Here is a 15,727-nt window from a genome sequence, read left to right as displayed (position 1 = left end):
CCGCTGTCGACCCCAGCAACAGCTGCGTGAAACCACTCGTCCCGCGGTGGCCCACCACGAGGAGCTGCGCGCTGCGCGACTCCGCCTCCAGCGCAGTCACCGTCTCACCGGCGATAACACCGTGACTGGTCTCCACGTCGGGAGCCGTGGTCCGGGCCGCGTCCCGCGCGGCGCCTCGCCACTCGGCCCGCCGGTGGGGAGTGTGCGCGAGAGCGTCGAGCATCTCCTCGCCGAGGCCATCGCCCGCTGCATGGCGGGCCAGACGAAGGCATGCACGATATGCAGCTCCGCGTTGCGCATCAGGGCCTCGCGCGCGGCGGTCTCCACGGCGGTCAGAGCAGCGGCTGATCCGTCCACCCCGACCACTACTGTGCCGGACATCGCTTCGCCTCCCGTCAACGGCCGCGCGCAGCGGCCCCCTGCACCCTCAGCTTGACCCCCGAGGCGTTGTCCGTGCCACCACCCGCCGGTGCATCGCTGCATACTCCGAGCGGTGCAGCCGACAGCCCAGCCGCTCGCCCCGTGCGGCCGCGTCCCTGCCCGCCGAGGATCGTGGCGTCCTGGCCGCCCAGGCGGCCCTGATCGTGGAACGGAAACGCCTCCTGCGGCACACCGACCGTGCAGATGGTGACGATGACGGTCAGGACGACGTGGTAGCCGGGCTCGATGGTGCTTCTCCAGCACTTCCGCCCGGAAGGCCGCCCTCGCCTGCTACGGGGGATCCACCCGCCGGCCTTCCTCGACGTCGCGGCAGCCCTGTGCTCTGCAAGCTACTGGTCCGCCTCACCACAAAGGACACCGTCTCAGGCGTTCGATCCGAGTCCGCTCCGGCTGCTGCGTCGACTGGCGCGACGGCGGGACAGAGACGCTGGTGTACACGCCCGTCCGGTGTCGATGATGTCAGTGGATGTCAGAGGCCTGCTGACCGTAGCTCTCGAGGGAACGGAGACGGGAAGGTCCGCGGCCAGCTGCCGGACCCCGGTAACCGGTGTGAGCCGGCTGCCTTGGGTCACGCTGCACTCATGCGTGGGAGGTGTCCCTGAGCGTCCTCGAATACGGCGGCCTGGTCCCCCTGAAGTCCGGGGCCTGGAAAGGATTCGTCGTCGGAGGCGGAGATGCTGTGGCAGAGCAGCGAGGTGCCCCTTCCGGAGCGGAGAACAGCGAGGTCAGATGGATGAGAGGTCTCCCTTTTTCGTTACAAATTCCTGGTGGGACCTGGCGTGCCGTGACTGGGCAGGGTCGTCTCACAGCTTGGTCATCTTGGCGTACGGGTTCAAGATCCGCTCTTGCGTCGACCCGAAATCCACGAGTGCCGCGATCCCGTCCTCGACGCCGATCACCCGGCCGAGGCCGTAGCTGTCGTGCGTCACCTGGTCGCCCACCGCGAAGTGCGTGGGAGCCGGCGTGACCCGGGCCTTGAAGGGGCTGGTAGGCAAATGACGCTTCAGTGCAGCAGGCTTTGTCATTGCCCCCAGTATGCGCCCGCAGGTGTCCCCTTCGCTGCGGCCGTCCACGTCGGGTTCGACACATACGCGGACGACCAGAGCCAGTCGTGACAACCGGCCGGGGGCGATGACGGGAGCCCTCAGCTCGGGAAGCCGCGATCATTTGCGGCTCATTCGTGCGCTGACTTGGTCGAGGCGCGGCGTCGTCCGGCACGGCTGCTCGCACCGTGATTCCCCGCTACATCGACTCCTCGCTCGGGCTCGCGGCGCAAGTCCGCGTACTCCTCCTACGCCGACAAGCCCGGCTACGAGCACTTCAAGCCCCTGCTGACCACGCTGGACGGCCCGGCCACCAAGTCGCGTTCCGCCAGCCCGAAGTGGCAGCAGATCGTGGACACGGTCCTCGTGCCTACCATCCAAAAGTCCCTGACACCGGGCGTGGACTACGCCGCGCTGCTCGCCAAGGCGCGTCAGGAGGTGGAGAAGCTTGTCCAGTAGCACCCAGCACCTGGTACGCAGCGCGGTCTCGCCACCGGCGCATGCCGCCAAGCGGCGGGGCAGGCGGCCGATGACGGACAAGCAGTTCGCCCTCGTGCTCATCCCGTGGTGACCTTGGAGTTCGCCCTGGGACTCGGGGCGGGCGACGACATGATCTGCATCGACGAGGACTTCAACCCGCACGGCAAATTCGCGACCGGGTTGAGGAACAGCTCATCAACCTACGTCCCGCCGCCACCGTGCCGTCGCGCCGCAGCGGAGCTGCTCTGCCTCGTCGTGAACCTGATCGTCAGGGCCGGAGGCCACGGAATGTGGGGGAGCGGAGTAGTGGGATGATTGCGAGGGTGATGGCAAGAACCAGTGACATCGAGAAGGCGGCCGGTGTACTGCGCGCCGGGGGCCTGGTGGCTCTCCCGACCGAGAACGGGCTGCTTCGGCCGCCCGGCGGTGGGGCCGCCAGGTCCGCTGCCAGCAGGCCGGGGACCATCGGGACGGTTTTCGTACTTTTGAGCTCACCGTCAGTGTCGTCGGCGAGGATGCCGTACACGGTGGCGGCCGAGGCATGCTCGCCCGTGTTCTTGCTGGCCGCCTTTGCCCGTGTGCTGGCAAGAGTTGAGGGTGAGGGAGGGACGGGGTGGGCGGCGAGTGCGCTGCTGGGATGGGGCGCTTGCTGGTGTTGCGCGTCGCCGCCGCGCCGGGCCGCCGTCAGTGACCAGTCGGCGACGTGGTCGGAGCCGGGCACTGGGCGGGGCAGGGGGATCAGGCGGCGGCTTCGGGCGCGAGGGCCTGATGGAGGGTGGCGTACAGCTCGATGACGTCGTCCAGGCCGACGATGCGCAGGAGGTCCTGCACGCGCGTGGGGGTGTGGGCCAGGCGCAGCCAGCCGTCGCAGGCCCGGGCCGCGTTGTTCGCGGCGACGAGGACGTTGATGCCGCTGGAGTCCATGAAGGTGACGTCGCGGAAGTCGATGACCGTGTACTGGGCGGAGCCGTCGTCTGCGGTGAGCGCCTGGCGGAAGGTGCCGGCCGTGGTGTGGTCGATCTCCCCGGCCAGGGTGAGGACGTGCACGCCGTCGGCGGTGGTGTGCTGGGAGACGGTCAAGTGGGCCTGGCGCATACACCCGGTCTCCTGTCCGTCCGTGGTGGCACTCGTCCGTTACGAGGCCACCGCCCACGCAAACGTACGCCGCAGCACGATGTCAACCGCCCCCTCGGTCGAACCAGGATGAAGCGCCTTGCGCGGGGCGGCTCCGTGTGGAGTCGTTTCGCGGTGGCTTCGGGAGTCGTTTTCGCACGTCCGGCGTCCTGACGTGTGATGAAACACTTGCAGGGCCGTCATCGACGCAGTATCTGGCTCTTGTGCTGTTTCAGGTGCGTCACCGTGCGGGGTTCATGCTCCACCGCTGCCTTGCCTGCGACTATGAAACCCTGCCCGCCCGCTCCGAAGCCATGATCCACATTGCCATGACCGACCTCATGGCCCGCCGCCTCACCGGCGAGACCACCCTCTCCTGACGCGACCCGACACCACAGGCTAAACGGCCGATTCCGGTACAAAACCTTGGGGGGAAAACGACCTCTCAGTCATCGAGCGCGACGGACCCGAACGCCACGACGCTCCCCAGGTGCGGGCCGCGTACCGTGCGGGCGCGGTCGACGAGATCCTCCAGGTACGAACGCAGCTGGGCCGGGAGCTACGCGGGTCTGCGAGAGTCCGAGCGCGTACGGTCAGTGTCCGCCCGCCACCGTGGCACCGCAGAGACCGGTTTGTGCCTCCGAATTCCCCTTACCGACTGCACGTCCAGGAGTGCCTGGTGTGGATGCAGATGCATGGGGGAAGTGAGCTCCTCGATTACGCAAGTAGGCAGAGAGGCCACCCGATTGGCCGGAAGGGCAGGGGATTCGTGAGCTGTACGTTCCGGATACGCAAGGCACGCAGAGCGCTTCTCATGACCGGCTGTGCGACAGTTCTGGCCTTCGGGCCCACGGCCGCCCTCGCTACACCCGGCAGCGGAGTGACCGGCACGGTCCTCGCCCAGGGAACCTCCGCCGGAAGCCTCAAGATCAAGGCCAAAGGGCCCACGGACGTCATCTTCCGCTCTCTCACGATTGCGCCGGGAGGCTCCACAGGTTGGCACTACCACCCCGGCCAGGTCATCGCCGTCGTCAAGTCCGGCACACTCACTCGTACGTTGCAGGACTGCTCGGTCGAGACGACACCTGCGGGAGGCTCGTTCGTCGAGCCGGCCGGCAGCCACCACATCCACATCGGCCGCAACCTTGGCACCCAACCCGTCGAGTTGTACGTCACCTACCTCGTGCCACAGGGCAGCCCAATATCGATCGACGCGGACGCTCCTGCGTGCGCTGACGAGTGACAAAGCGGTCGCCGAAGGTTCGTCACCTGCGGGGTTCCATACCTACCGTCCATCTTCCCGCAGCAACGGTTCCGCGACGAGAGCGGTGGCTGCCCGGAAGGCTGGCCACAATGTCCCAGCCGTCGCCGCCCGGCGACCGCCTGCGACAATCGGCCGTCCTGACAGATCGGTGGCTGTACGCTCGATCCACGACACGGGCCCCAGCCGACGGAGCGAGCCGGGGGCCGACGGGCCCGGGTGAAACCGTGGGACATGCCGAGAGTCGACAGGCAGCGTCGCGTCCTTGTTTGGGGCGGGGGCCGACGGGGGAGTGGTCGCGAGCGTCGCGCTGCTGCGGGATCCAGGGCAGACGCTGGCCCGGGCGACTGGTGTCGTGGCGGCTGGCGCGGCAGCCCAGCTCGGCCGGCTGGCACCCCAGCATCTCCAGGAGGCCCTGCGCGGCGTCGGGCTCAGCGGGAGCTGACGGAGAACGACCCATTCGCTGTCACCGTAGGGATCAGGAACCACGTTCGAGGCGTCCCGTCGAGCCACGGCGAAGATGACGCTGGATGACGTCGTACGGGGCAACCGGGGGCCCGCTGCCGCTGCGTTGGGTCTGCCTGCACACCTTGCGCGAACTGGCCCAGCACTGCGGCCACGCGGACATCCTTCGTGAACAAGTCCTCGGCGGCACGACCCGTCACGGCTGAAGCGGAGAGTGTCCGGCGGAATCTGCGACCAGGCGCGCAGGACCAAGAGCGTCCGACTCTCAATGCCATCGCCCCTCCGGCGCCTCGCCGTTGCCGGTTTCGTCAGCGGTTGGGCAGCGGCTGCTCCGCCCAGATGGTCTTGCCCTCGGATGTGTAGCGCGTCCCCCAGCGCGCGGCGCACTGGGCGACCAGGAACAGCCCCCGCCCGCCCTCGTCCGTGCTGCGGGGCCGCCGCAGATGTGGGGAGGTGCTGCTGCCGTCGGAGACTTCGCAGATCAGGGAGTGGTCCCGGATCAGACGCAGGCTGATCGGTCCGGTGGCATAGCGGATCGAGTTGGTGACTAGTTCGCTGACGATGAGCTCGGTGGTGAAGGCGCAGTCCTCCAGGCCCCACTCGGCCAACCGCTGGCCGGCGACATGACGGGCCTGCCCGACGGTGGCGGGATCCACGGGTAGATCCCATGAGGCCACGTCGTCGCTGCTCAGGGCGCGGGTGCGGGCAATGAGGAAGGCCACGTCGTCACGCGGGCGGTCCGGCAGCAGGGTGCGGACCATCGTGTCGCAGATTTCCTCCAGGGGGCGGTCGGGGTGCGCCAGCGTGAAGCACAACCGCTCGAACCCCACATCTACGTCCTGGTCGGAGGCCTCGATCAGCCCGTCGGTGTAGAGGGCGATGACGCTGCCCTCCTCCAGTTCCAGCTCGGCGGACTCGAATGGCAGGCCCCCTAGCCCCAGTGGGGGACCGGCCGGAATGTCTGGGAACTCCACGGGTTCCCGTAGGTGGGCGATCGCCGGGCTGGGATGGCCGGCGCGTGCGACCGTGGCTTTGCGGGTGATCGGGTCGTACACGGCGTAGACGCAACTGGCCCCGATGACCCTGTTGCTTCCCATGGGGTGCCCCGTCCCGGCCTGCTCTGCCTCCTCCCCGAGTCGGATCACCAGATCGTCCAAGTGGGCCAACAGTTCGTCAGGGGGCAGGTCCAGATCGGCGAGGGTGTGTACGGCGGTGCGCAGCTGGCCCATAGTCGCGGCGGCGTGGATGCCGTGGCCGATCACATCGCCGACGACCAGAGCGACCCGGGCACCGGACAGTGGGATCACGTCGAACCAGTCACCACCCACTCCGGCCTGGACGTCAGCTGGCATGTAACGGTATGCGGTCTCCACCGCGCTCTGTTGCGGCAGATCCCTCGGGAGGAGGCTGCGCTGCAGGGCCAGGGCCGCGTTGTGCTCGCGGGTGAACCGCCTGGCGTTGTCGATGCAGATGGCGGCGCGGGCGACCAGCTCTTCGACGAGCATGAGATCGTCCTCGTCGAACGGCTCGGTGTTCTTCCACCGGCCCAAGCAGACCAGCCCCATGGTGACCCCGCGGGCCTGGACCGGAACCATCAGGCCTGAGTGGATGCCGACCTGCCGCATCTTCGCCGCGCGGGCCGGATCCTTGGCGAGCCACGGCGCGGACAGGTCCACCACCGGGGTGAGCATGGGCTTGCCGCTGAGCAGGCACTGGCCGGGTGGGGATTCCGACGGGTAGCCGGCGAGGTCGCCTATCTCGACCGCGATCTCCGGCAGGTCCTCCTGGACCGAGCGGTGCGCGGCACGGCGCAGCGACTCGTGGGCGGTAACCGGGCCGGCCCGCAGCTCTTGGGCGCGCAGCACCTCGTCGAAGAGGTCGACGGAGACGAAGTCGCTCACCCGCGGCACCAGTACCTCGGTCAGCTCCTGCGCGGTCCGTACCACGTCCAGGGTGGTGCCGATACTGCCGCTGGCCTCGTTGACCAGGACCAGCCGCTCCCGGGCCCGCAGATGGCCGGTGAACTTGGTGGCCATGCCGCGCAGCACGGCCTGCTCGCGCTCCCATGCGCGCAGTCCGTCCGCATGGGTGACCGCCACCAGCCAACCGGGGTCTCCGCAGCCCTCCCACAGCGGGCACGCCTGCAGCTCCAGCTCCAGGCGGCGGCCGTCGCGATGGCGTACTGCGAGCCGAGCGCCCCAGCCATTGTTCAGCCGGCGCCGTTCGAGCACGGCCGAGGCGGCGTCCATGCCGTCCGCTGCCAGAAGCGCCGTGGCCGGCTGGCCCAGGACCTCCTCCGGCCGGTAGCCGAGCAGTAGCTGGGCGCCCGGGCTCCACCGTTCGACGGTGCCCGCCGCGTCCAGCACTGCCGCTGCCGCACGTGTCACCTCGAAGGGGCTGCCATGATCCGCATGATGTGCGGGATTGGCTGTGCTCATCGTCATCTGTCCCAGGGTGTGCTCCATCCATGATTGCGCTCTTCGTCGCGATTTATCCACGGCTGGGCGGTTCTCTGCAGGATGTGAATAATGGGGCGAATGTTGCAGACGGGACTGACGGGTTGCGCTGGGCCGGGATCGTACTGTGGCTGTGGCGGGTGACACGGCCGCCTCAGCGCTTCGCAGTGGGCCTCCTCGACCAGCCCGGCCCGGGGCGGGGGGCCCAGCACGGCCTGCGCCGCGCTCTGTGAAATCCGTGCCGGTCACACCAGTGATCTGCTGAACTGGCCGATCTGCGCCAGGCGGGCCGTTATTGCCCCTTGGTGAGCCAGACCGCGGAGGTACCTACGGTCTCCTTGTAACGGATACGCGGTCGGCATGGTTGTCTCAATCCGTTGGCAGGCGAGGCCGCATCTCTCGGCTCCGAGTACGTCCACGTACCACCACATGAGGGGTCGGCCGCAGGTCCCGGGATACTGAACACACCCGCCCTCCGGCATTGGCCGGAAGGCCAAAGCACCCCTCGTCCTCTTGGCCGACGCGCACACCCCTGCGGGCGCCCCGTTCCGCACCATCAAGGTCCCGAACGGGAGTTGTGAGAGGAGTGGACGCGTGGACACTGTGCGGACGAGCCCGCGGAGACCCGCCGGCGAGGTCAGGACTGGGAGTAGGTTGACGCGGCGGCGGGACGTCGCCGATCTGCTGGCAGAGGCCGGTGGTGGTGAGCTGCGTCGGACGATGGGGCTCACACAGCTGACGCTGCTCGGCGTGGGTGCCACGCTCGGCACCGGGATCTTCGTCGTCCTCGGCCAGGCGGTGCCCGAGGCGGGCCCTGCCGTCGTGGTCTCCTTCGTGCTTGCCGGGATCACCGCTTTGTTCTCCGCCCTGTCGTATGCCGAGCTGGCGGGCATGATCCCGGGCGCGGGGTCCTCGTACAGCTATGCCTACGCCACACTCGGCGAGCTGCTCGCATGGGTCTGCGGCTGGTGTCTGGTCCTGGAGTACGGCGTCTCGGTCGCCGCGGTCGCGGTCGGCTGGGGGCAGTACGTGAACGAGCTGCTGGAGCTCACCGTCGGATGGACGCTGCCCGCGCCGCTGGCCGCCCCGCCCGGTGCGGGCGGCGTGCTGAACGTTCCGGCCGCCGCGATCGTCGTCTTCGCCATGGTGGTCCTGCTGCGCGGGGCCCGCGAGAGTGCCGTGGTCAACACAATCATGGTGGTGGTGAAGGTGGCCGCACTCGTGCTGTTCTGCGCCGTCGCTTTCACCGCGTTCCGCGCCGGGAACTTCCAGCCGCTTTTCCCGCTCGGCATGGCCGGTGTGAGCGCGGGCGCCGCCACGCTGTTCTTCTCGTACATCGGCTTCGACGCCGCGTCGACGGCCGGTGAGGAGGCGAAGAACCCGCAGCGTGACCTGCCGCGCGCCATCCTCCTCTCCCTCGGGCTGATCACCGTGCTGTACTGCGCGGTTGCGGTCGCGGCGGTCGGCGCGATGCCGTGGCGGCGGTTCGCGGGAACCGAGGCCACCCTCAGCGAGGTGCTGGTCCGCACGGTCGGCGGCGGCAACCTGTGGCCGATCCTGCTGTCCGTCGGTGCTGTCGTCGCCACCACGAGCGTCGTGCTTGCCGTGCAGTACGGCCAGACCCGCATCTTGTTCTCGATGGCGCGCGACGGGCTCGTGCCGCCCCTGTTCGCAAGGATCCACCCGAGAACCGGGGTGCCCCGCGCCAACACGGTCATCGTGTCCACATTCATCATGGTGCTCGCCGCACTCGTGCCGCTGGGTGCCCTCGCTGATGCCACCAGCATCGGCACGCTGTTCGCCTTCGCGCTGGTCAACTGTGCCGTCCTGATCCTGCGGCGGCGCAGCCCCGGAGCACCACGCAGCTTCCGGGTGCCGTTCGCGCCCGTGACCTGCGCGCTGGGCACGCTGTGCTGCGGCTACGTGATGTGGGGGCTCGGCACAGACACCTGGATCGCGTTCGGTCTGTGGATGGCGGTCGGATTCGCAATCTACGCGCTGTACGGCATCAGTCACTCCCGGCTCAACCGGCCCGCCGCCGAGGAGGACGCCGCCGTATGACCGCGCTGAACCCGGCCGCTGACCTGGTGGACCTCACCCGGGCCCTGGTGGACACTCCGTCCGAGAGCGGCGACGAGGCCGACCTCGCCGACGCCGTGGAGTCGGCCCTGCGGGCGTGTCCGCATCTGAGAGTCCAACGTATCGGCAGCTCCGTGGTGGCCCGCACCGACTCGGGTCGCGCCGAGCGGGTGATCATCGGCGGCCACCTGGACACCGTCCCGACCGCCGGAAACCTGCCGTCCCGGCTGGACGGAGAGCTGCTGTACGGACTGGGGGCGTGCGACATGAAGGGCGGCCTCGCCGTGGCCCTGCGCCTCGCGGCCACCCTCACCGCACCGGTACGCGACGTCACGTACGTTTTCTACGAGTGCGAGGAGGTCTCCGGCGACCGCAACGGCCTGAACCGCATCGCCGCCGAATGCCCCGACCTGCTCAAGGCGGACCTGGCGATCCTCATGGAACCGTCCGGTGCGAGCGTCGAGGCGGGTTGCCAGGGTGTCCTGAACGCGGACATCACGGTGCGTGGGGAGCGCGCCCACACCGCCCGCTCCTGGATGGGCGTCAACGCCGCGCACCGAGCGGCCGCTGTGCTCCAGCGCCTCGACGACCACACCGCCGAGCGGATCCTCATCGACGGACTGGAGTACCGCGAAGGGCTGAACGCGGTCGCCGTCCGCGCGGGCATCGCCGACAACGTCGTCCCCGACACCTGCGTGATCACGGTCAACCTGCGCTTCGCGCCGAGCCGTTCGGCCGAGCAGGCCGAGACGTATCTGCGTGGACTCTTTCGCGAGTACGAGATCGAGGTCACCGAGGTCGTGCCGGGCGCCCTGCCGGGGCTCGGACAGGGCCCGGTCGCCTCGCTCGTCGAGGCCCTGGGCGCCACTCCCCGCCCCAAGCTGGGCTGGACCGACGTCGCCCGCTTCGCCGCGCTCGGCACGCCCGCGCTCAACTACGGTCCCGGTGACCCGGCGCTCGCGCACACCGCGGGGGAGTACGTGTCCATCGGGCAGCTGCGGGAGTGCGAGGCCCGGCTCCAGGCCTGGCTCAGTGGCTGACTCCCGTTGGGGGGGCACTGCGCCGGCCGGGATGCCCGTGGGCCGCATCGGTGCTCACCGCAGGATGGCGCGACGCCGACCGGTACCCTGCGCGTGCGGCCCTGCCATGGGTCAGGCTCGGTCGGCGCCCCGCAGGCCCCCGAGCGTGCGCAGCTGCAGCCACAGCACCAGCCGCTCGTCCGGGTTGCCCAGATCGATGCCTAGGTGCTGCTGCGCCTGCCTGAGGCGGTACCGGCAGGTGTTCGGGTGCACGGCGAGCAGTTTCGCCGCCCGCGCCATGTCGCATCCGGCGTCCAGCCAGCACATCAGGGTCCTGGCGTAGTCGGTGCCGTGTTCGGCGTCGTACGCCATGACCTCCCGCCAGGTCCCTGCCGTCAGCGCCCGATCGTCGCCGATGAGCTCCCGCAACCGGAGCAGGATGACGCGGGCGCGTACCTCGGTCACGGCAGCGACATTCTCCCCCGGGCCCAGCACCCTCAGTACGAGGTCGGCGTCGTCCCGCGAGCCGGGCACGGCCGCCAGGTCCGGGACGATGTCACCCAGCCCGGCCCGCACCCGCATCCTCAGCGCCTGAGCAGCGCGCCGCACGATGTCCTCAGCCAGGCGCTTGTGCCGCTGCCCACCCCTTCCCCAGGCTCCCGGCTCTGCTCGCGCGGCGGGTACCGCCGCACCGGCCACCGGCAGCAGCGCATACACCCTCCCGTCCACCAGCACGCACGCATGCCGCCCGTACCGCGCCGCGCAGTGGAGCCGCACCAGATCCAGCAGCCGCAGCGCGGTCTGTTCCCCGTCGGGCGTGGACACCGCGCCGTCGAGGGCGAAGGCCACGACACGCACCGGGATGCCGTCGGCGAGGCCGAGGCGGTGCGCGGCACCCGAGGGATCGGCGGTGCCGTCCAGGAGGCGGCGCAGCAGGTCGCTTGTCAGATGCCGGGACAACTCCTCGCCGGCCCGGGCCCGCAGCAGAAGCAGGGCGGCCGTGGACGCGCCCTGGGCAAGCGCCTCCTCGGCATCGCGGCCGAGGCGCCCGTCGTCGACGATCCACACCGATCCCAGCGTCTCGCCGCCCGCACGGATGGCGACGGCGAGCCGTGGCAGTTCCTCGCCGTCGAGCGCAGCCAGGTGTACGGGTCCGGTGGCGGCGAACAGGACGCGGTACTGCTCGCTGTTCTCGGGGCTGCTCGGCACCTGGCGACCCAGGATGCCCTGCCGTCGGGCCTCGTCGACGACCTGCCCGGGAACGGTGGAGTAGGCCAGGATCCGCTGGCGGGCGTCCTCGATGACGGTTGCGCCGCCTACGGCCGCGGCCACCGCGTTGGCGAGCGCGAACAGGTCGCCGAACGCGGCCCCGCTGCCCGCCGGGCCGGGCGGGGAGCCGATCGCCGAGGCGAGCAGCAGGTGGACGTGATGCCAGGCGGCGTCCTCGTCCACGGCGAGCAGCGCGAGGCGGTGGGCTCTGGCCGCGTCCACCGTGTCGGGCTGCCCGTCCCTGCCACGCACGACGAGTCCGGTCATCCCGGCCGCCGCAGCATCGCGTGCCAGCGAACCGACCTCACCAGGTCGTACCCCGACGGTCAGTAGCAGGGCGCCGGGCGCGCTGCGCGGAAAAGGGTCCCCGGGGTCGTACAGCAGCACTTCGCAGACGGGTGCGGCGAGACCGGCCGGGGCGGTGAGCACGCGGAGCATTTGCTCGCCGAGGGTGTCGAGGAGTTCCTCGAGGGTGCAGGCGTCCATGGACGGTCCGGCTCTCTATGGGGGCGTACAGGGGCGATTGGCGGCTTTCTACCGGGCGATGCCCGCGGAAGGCCTTGGCCGATCGCGACAAAGGCGCGGGATCTCATTGTGCCTGCCGACAATGGCCGCTGGGCTGCGGGCGGCCAGACTCACGGCATGACACCTACAACGATCTCTGCCGCCGGGTCCGGGGCGGCGGGCGGGGCGCCAGACGTGGGGACTGGGGTCGGGGACTCCCGCAGCGCAAACGGACCGGAGGCAGCCTGCGGCGGCGGGCACGCAGCCCGCACGGCTGGGGGAGCAACTCGCGCGGCCGGGGAGACGGCCCGTATCTCCTGGGAAGGCGTCGCGGGTGCCGCAGCCCTTAGCGTTGGGGTCACGGTCCGTACCGTGCACGACGTGCCCGGTATCCGTGCCGTGGCCGACTTCTTCGCCGACGTGTGGCAGACGCCGCGTGCCACCCCGCCCTACCCCGCGGAGGTGCTGCACAGCGTGGTGCACGCCGGCGGCGTGGTGCACGCGGCCTACGCCGCCGGGCCGTCGGGCGAACGGCTCGTCGGGGCGGCGGTGGCGGTGTTCGGACCACCCGCCGAACGGGACGTGTACTCATTCGTGGCGGCGGCGACCGCGTCCGGCCGAGGCGTCGGCCTCGCGGTCAAGCAGGCACAGCGGTCGTGGGCGCTACAGCGGGGCGCCACCACCATGCGCTGGACCTTCGACCCACTGGTCAGCCGCAACGCCCGCTTCAATCTGGTCAAACTGGGCGCCATCGGCAGCGAGTACCTGGTCGACTTCTACGGCCCGATGACCGACGGCGTGAACAACGGCGACGAGAGCGACCGGCTGACCGTCGTGTGGGACCTGGTGACGGGGACCACGCGGACGGACGACCCCGCCGAGGGCCGCTCCGCCGCCAGCGTCGTTCGCCGGGCACCGGACGGCGGCCCGCTCGCCCTGCGCGCCAAGGACAGGCTGTGGTGCCGCGTCCCCGAGGACATCGTCGCGCTGCGCGCCGCCGACCCGGCACTCGCCCTCGGCTGGCGCCGCGCCGTGCGGGGGGTCTTGACCGAGGCGTACGCCGAGGGCCTGCGCGCGACGGCCATGTCCCGCGACGGCTGGTACCTGCTGACCCGCCCGTCCGGCGACCAGCCGACGGGAGAAAGCAGCGCCGGGGCCACGGACGAGACCGCGTGCGAGGCCACCGACGAGACGACTCCCGAGATCACCGACGAGACCTCTTTCGAGACCTGGGGGGCCTCCTCCGGGGCCAGCACCTCTGCGTCCGCCACCGAGGAGGAGCAGCGATGAAGCTCGAACGCGTGGAACTGCTCCACGTCGTCATCCCGCTCGTCACCCCGTTCCGTACCTCCTTCGGGACGATGACCAGCAAGAACACCTTCCTGCTGCACGTCGTGACCGACGAGTCCGAGGGCTGGTCGGAGTTCGCCGCCGATCCTGAGCCGCTGTACTGTCCGGAATTCGTCGACGGCGCCGAAATCGTCATCCGGGACTTCCTGCTGCCGCGCGTCGCCGCCCTGCCCGAGCCGACGACCGCGGCCGCCGGCCAGGCCATGGCCTTTGTGAAGGGCCACGAACTCGCCAAGGCCGCCCTGGAAACCGCCCTCCTGGACGCCGAACTGCGCACCCACCAGATGTCCCTTGCGACCTTTCTCGGCTCGGTCCACGAACGGGTGCCCGCCGGGGTCTCGGTCGGCATCAAGAACTCCGTGTCCGAACTGCTCGACGACGTCGAGCGGTACCTCGCCGAGGGCTACCTCCGCATCAAGCTGAAAATCGAGCCGGGCTGGGACATCGAACCGGTGCGCGCCGTACGCGAACGCTTCGGTGAGCGACTCTCGGTCCAGGTCGACGCCAACACCGCCTACACGCTCGCCGACACCGAGCACCTGCGCAAGCTCGACGACTTCGAGCTGCTGTTGATCGAGGAGCCGCTGGAGGAGAACAACCTCCATGCCCACGCCCGCCTCCAGAAGCGGCTGGCTACCCCGATCTGCCTCGACGAGTCGATCCACTCGGCGCGTGACGCCGCGTCCGCGATCGCGATGGACGCCTGCCGGGTCGTCAACATCAAACCGGCCCGCGTCGGCGGCTATCTGGAAGCTCGTCGCATCCATGACGTGGCCGCCGCCCACGGCGTGCCGGTGTGGTGCGGCGGAATGCTGGAGACGGGTATCGGCCGGGCGCCCAACCTGGCGCTTGCCGCTCTGCCGGGCTTCACCCTCCCCGGCGACACCTCGGCCTCCCGTCGGTACTTCGCCGAGGACATCACCGAACCGTTCGTCCTCCAGGACGGCCACCTGCCCGTGCCCACAACCCCGGGCATCGGCATCGCCCCACTCCCGGACGCGCTCTCCCGGTTCACGACGGCGACCCGGGAGTTGTACAGGGGACGGCGGTGACGCTGGCAGGGATGGCGGTGACGGGAATGATCCCCAGGCTTCGGCTGCCTACCGGCAGGAGGGCCACAGCCATCGGCACCAGGGCTCGGACTGACACCTGAAAGGCGACGAACCAGCACAGCGGCGCGGAGGTTGCCGTAAGTTGACCAAGGGCTTCCCCAAGGGACGCGACAGGCCCGGCGTCAAACCCACTGGAACACGGCGTCCAACCTCGCCCGGACGCCTTCCTCGTCGCTCAGGGCGTCGTGCGGCCAGCCCGTCTGGTAGACGGTGTCCAGGTAGCGCTCACCGAGGTCCGGGGCGATCGCCACCGCGGTCAGTGGCCGTCCTGGGCGACGGGCCAGCCAGTCCGACGCTCCGCTGACCACGGTTCCGGTGGAGCCGCCGAAAAGGAAGCCCCGGCCGGCCAGTCGGCGGCAGGCGTGGATGGTTTCCGCCTCACCGACGTGCACCACCTCGTCGACGTAGGACTCGTCGAGCAGAGAGGGACGGACGCTGGTGCCCAGACCGGGAATGAGCCGGCGACCGGGCTTGCCGCCGAAGGTCACCGAGCCGGCGGCGTCCACTGCCACGATCCGCACCCGCCGGCGCCACTGCCAGAACCAGCGCGCGCACCCCATCAGCGTGCCCGTGGTGCCGGCCCCTACGAAGAGGACGTCCAGGTGCGGGAAGCGGCGGGCGATCGCCGGGGCCGTTGTACGGTAGTGCGCCTTCCAGTTGTTGGGGTTGGCGTACTGGTTCAGCCATATGTACCGGTCGTCGGAGGCGCACAGCGCACGCACGTGGGCGAGGCGGGCGCCCAGGAAACCGCCGTGCAGATCGGGTTTGTCGATCACATGGACGGTGCTGCCCAGCGCCTCCATCAGCCGCCTGGTCGGTAGGTTGCAGCGGGTGTCGGTCACGCACAGGAATCGGTAGCCCCGGCTCGCCGCGATCATGCTCAGTGCCACGCCGAGGTTGCCGGAGGAGGACTCGACCAGGACCGAGTCGGGCTTCAGGGCGCCGTCCTGTTCGGCGGCCCGGACCATCTCGGCGGCGGCCTTCAGCTTGATGGAGCCGGCGAAGTTGAAGCCCTCGCACTTCAGGAAGAGCGGAATGCCGAAGGTCGCCCGCAAGTCGACGTAGAGTTCCTCCTCGTTGAAGTCGGTGGGGTCGGAGATGACGGGCATGGCGATCCCCTCGTTCATGGCAGTCG

The 15,727-nt window shown here is 69.9% G+C and carries 14 protein-coding genes and 2 pseudogenes; 9 read left to right on the top strand and 7 right to left on the bottom strand.

Annotated elements, in window-relative coordinates; all coding sequences use genetic code 11:
* The 3 genes and pseudogenes from ACFPZJ_RS36460 to ACFPZJ_RS36450 form a co-directional block, all read right to left on the bottom strand.
* Positions 1 to 223, bottom strand: a 223-nt coding sequence (locus ACFPZJ_RS36460) for a universal stress protein (RefSeq protein ID WP_381030855.1), incomplete at its 3' end; no start/stop codon positions are given.
* Between the two features lie 77 nt (positions 224 to 300).
* Positions 301 to 381, bottom strand: a pseudogene (locus ACFPZJ_RS36455) (hypothetical protein); the annotation flags it as partial.
* Between the two features lie 863 nt (positions 382 to 1,244).
* Complete coding sequence (locus ACFPZJ_RS36450; protein ID WP_381030853.1) at positions 1,245 to 1,466, bottom strand: hypothetical protein; 222 nt, start codon at positions 1,464 to 1,466, stop codon at positions 1,245 to 1,247.
* Between the two features lie 466 nt (positions 1,467 to 1,932).
* Here ACFPZJ_RS36450 and ACFPZJ_RS36445 point away from each other — a divergent pair, with 466 nt between their 5' ends.
* On the top strand, positions 1,933 to 2,055 hold the full coding sequence (locus ACFPZJ_RS36445; RefSeq protein ID WP_381030851.1) for a hypothetical protein: 123 nt from the start codon (positions 1,933 to 1,935) through the stop codon (positions 2,053 to 2,055).
* Positions 2,056 to 2,057: 2 nt separating this feature from the next.
* Entirely contained in the window at positions 2,058 to 2,279 is a 222-nt protein-coding gene (locus tag ACFPZJ_RS36440; RefSeq protein WP_381030850.1) for a hypothetical protein, read from the top strand.
* A gap of 423 nt (positions 2,280 to 2,702) precedes the next feature.
* Here the strand turns inward: ACFPZJ_RS36440 and ACFPZJ_RS36435 are convergent, their stop codons facing one another.
* Positions 2,703 to 3,059, bottom strand: coding sequence for an STAS domain-containing protein (locus ACFPZJ_RS36435; protein WP_381030848.1), 357 nt, complete (start codon positions 3,057 to 3,059; stop codon positions 2,703 to 2,705).
* 275 nt (positions 3,060 to 3,334) lie between these two features.
* Here ACFPZJ_RS36435 and ACFPZJ_RS36430 point away from each other — a divergent pair.
* The 3 genes and pseudogenes from ACFPZJ_RS36430 to ACFPZJ_RS36420 all read left to right on the top strand — a co-directional run.
* Positions 3,335 to 3,457: pseudogene (locus ACFPZJ_RS36430) on the top strand (IS5 family transposase); the annotation flags it as partial.
* Between the two features lie 500 nt (positions 3,458 to 3,957).
* Positions 3,958 to 4,320, top strand: coding sequence for a cupin domain-containing protein (locus tag ACFPZJ_RS36425; RefSeq protein WP_381030846.1), 363 nt, complete (start codon positions 3,958 to 3,960; stop codon positions 4,318 to 4,320).
* 548 nt (positions 4,321 to 4,868) lie between these two features.
* Complete coding sequence (locus ACFPZJ_RS36420; protein WP_381030844.1) at positions 4,869 to 5,009, top strand: mycothiol transferase; 141 nt, start codon at positions 4,869 to 4,871, stop codon at positions 5,007 to 5,009.
* Positions 5,010 to 5,111: 102 nt separating this feature from the next.
* Here the strand turns inward: ACFPZJ_RS36420 and ACFPZJ_RS36415 are convergent, their stop codons facing one another.
* Positions 5,112 to 7,247 (bottom strand): ATP-binding SpoIIE family protein phosphatase, encoded by a 2,136-nt coding sequence (locus ACFPZJ_RS36415; protein WP_381030842.1) that lies wholly within the window; start codon positions 7,245 to 7,247, stop codon positions 5,112 to 5,114.
* A 606-nt stretch (positions 7,248 to 7,853) separates the two neighbouring features.
* Here ACFPZJ_RS36415 and ACFPZJ_RS36410 point away from each other — a divergent pair.
* Both ACFPZJ_RS36410 and dapE read left to right on the top strand, forming a co-directional pair.
* Positions 7,854 to 9,320: an amino acid permease gene (locus ACFPZJ_RS36410; protein WP_381030841.1), complete on the top strand. Its 1,467-nt coding sequence runs from the start codon at positions 7,854 to 7,856 to the stop codon at positions 9,318 to 9,320.
* Positions 9,317 to 10,378, top strand: a complete 1,062-nt coding sequence (gene dapE / locus ACFPZJ_RS36405) for a succinyl-diaminopimelate desuccinylase (RefSeq protein ID WP_381030839.1) — start codon at positions 9,317 to 9,319, stop codon at positions 10,376 to 10,378. Before ACFPZJ_RS36410 ends, dapE begins: the two co-directional genes overlap by 4 nt.
* A 111-nt stretch (positions 10,379 to 10,489) precedes the next feature.
* Here the strand turns inward: dapE and ACFPZJ_RS36400 are convergent, their stop codons facing one another.
* Positions 10,490 to 12,112, bottom strand: coding sequence for a helix-turn-helix domain-containing protein (locus ACFPZJ_RS36400; protein WP_381030837.1), 1,623 nt, complete (start codon positions 12,110 to 12,112; stop codon positions 10,490 to 10,492).
* Between the two features lie 399 nt (positions 12,113 to 12,511).
* On the opposite strand from ACFPZJ_RS36400, the gene ACFPZJ_RS36395 reads away from it, so the two are divergent.
* Entirely contained in the window at positions 12,512 to 13,420 is a 909-nt protein-coding gene (locus ACFPZJ_RS36395) for a chorismate synthase (RefSeq protein WP_381030835.1), read from the top strand.
* Positions 13,417 to 14,532, top strand: a complete 1,116-nt coding sequence (menC, locus tag ACFPZJ_RS36390; protein ID WP_381030833.1) for an o-succinylbenzoate synthase — start codon at positions 13,417 to 13,419, stop codon at positions 14,530 to 14,532. Before ACFPZJ_RS36395 ends, menC begins: the two co-directional genes overlap by 4 nt.
* 182 nt (positions 14,533 to 14,714) lie before the next feature.
* Here the strand turns inward: menC and sbnA are convergent, their stop codons facing one another.
* Entirely contained in the window at positions 14,715 to 15,701 is a 987-nt protein-coding gene (sbnA, locus tag ACFPZJ_RS36385) for a 2,3-diaminopropionate biosynthesis protein SbnA (protein ID WP_381030832.1), read from the bottom strand.
* Positions 15,702 to 15,727 lie beyond the last annotated feature (26 nt).

This window comes from Streptomyces bullii (genome assembly GCF_042657145.1).
GTDB classification, from domain to species: Bacteria; Actinomycetota; Actinomycetes; order Streptomycetales; family Streptomycetaceae; genus Streptomyces; species Streptomyces bullii.
This window is presented reverse-complemented; position numbering and strand designations above follow the sequence as displayed.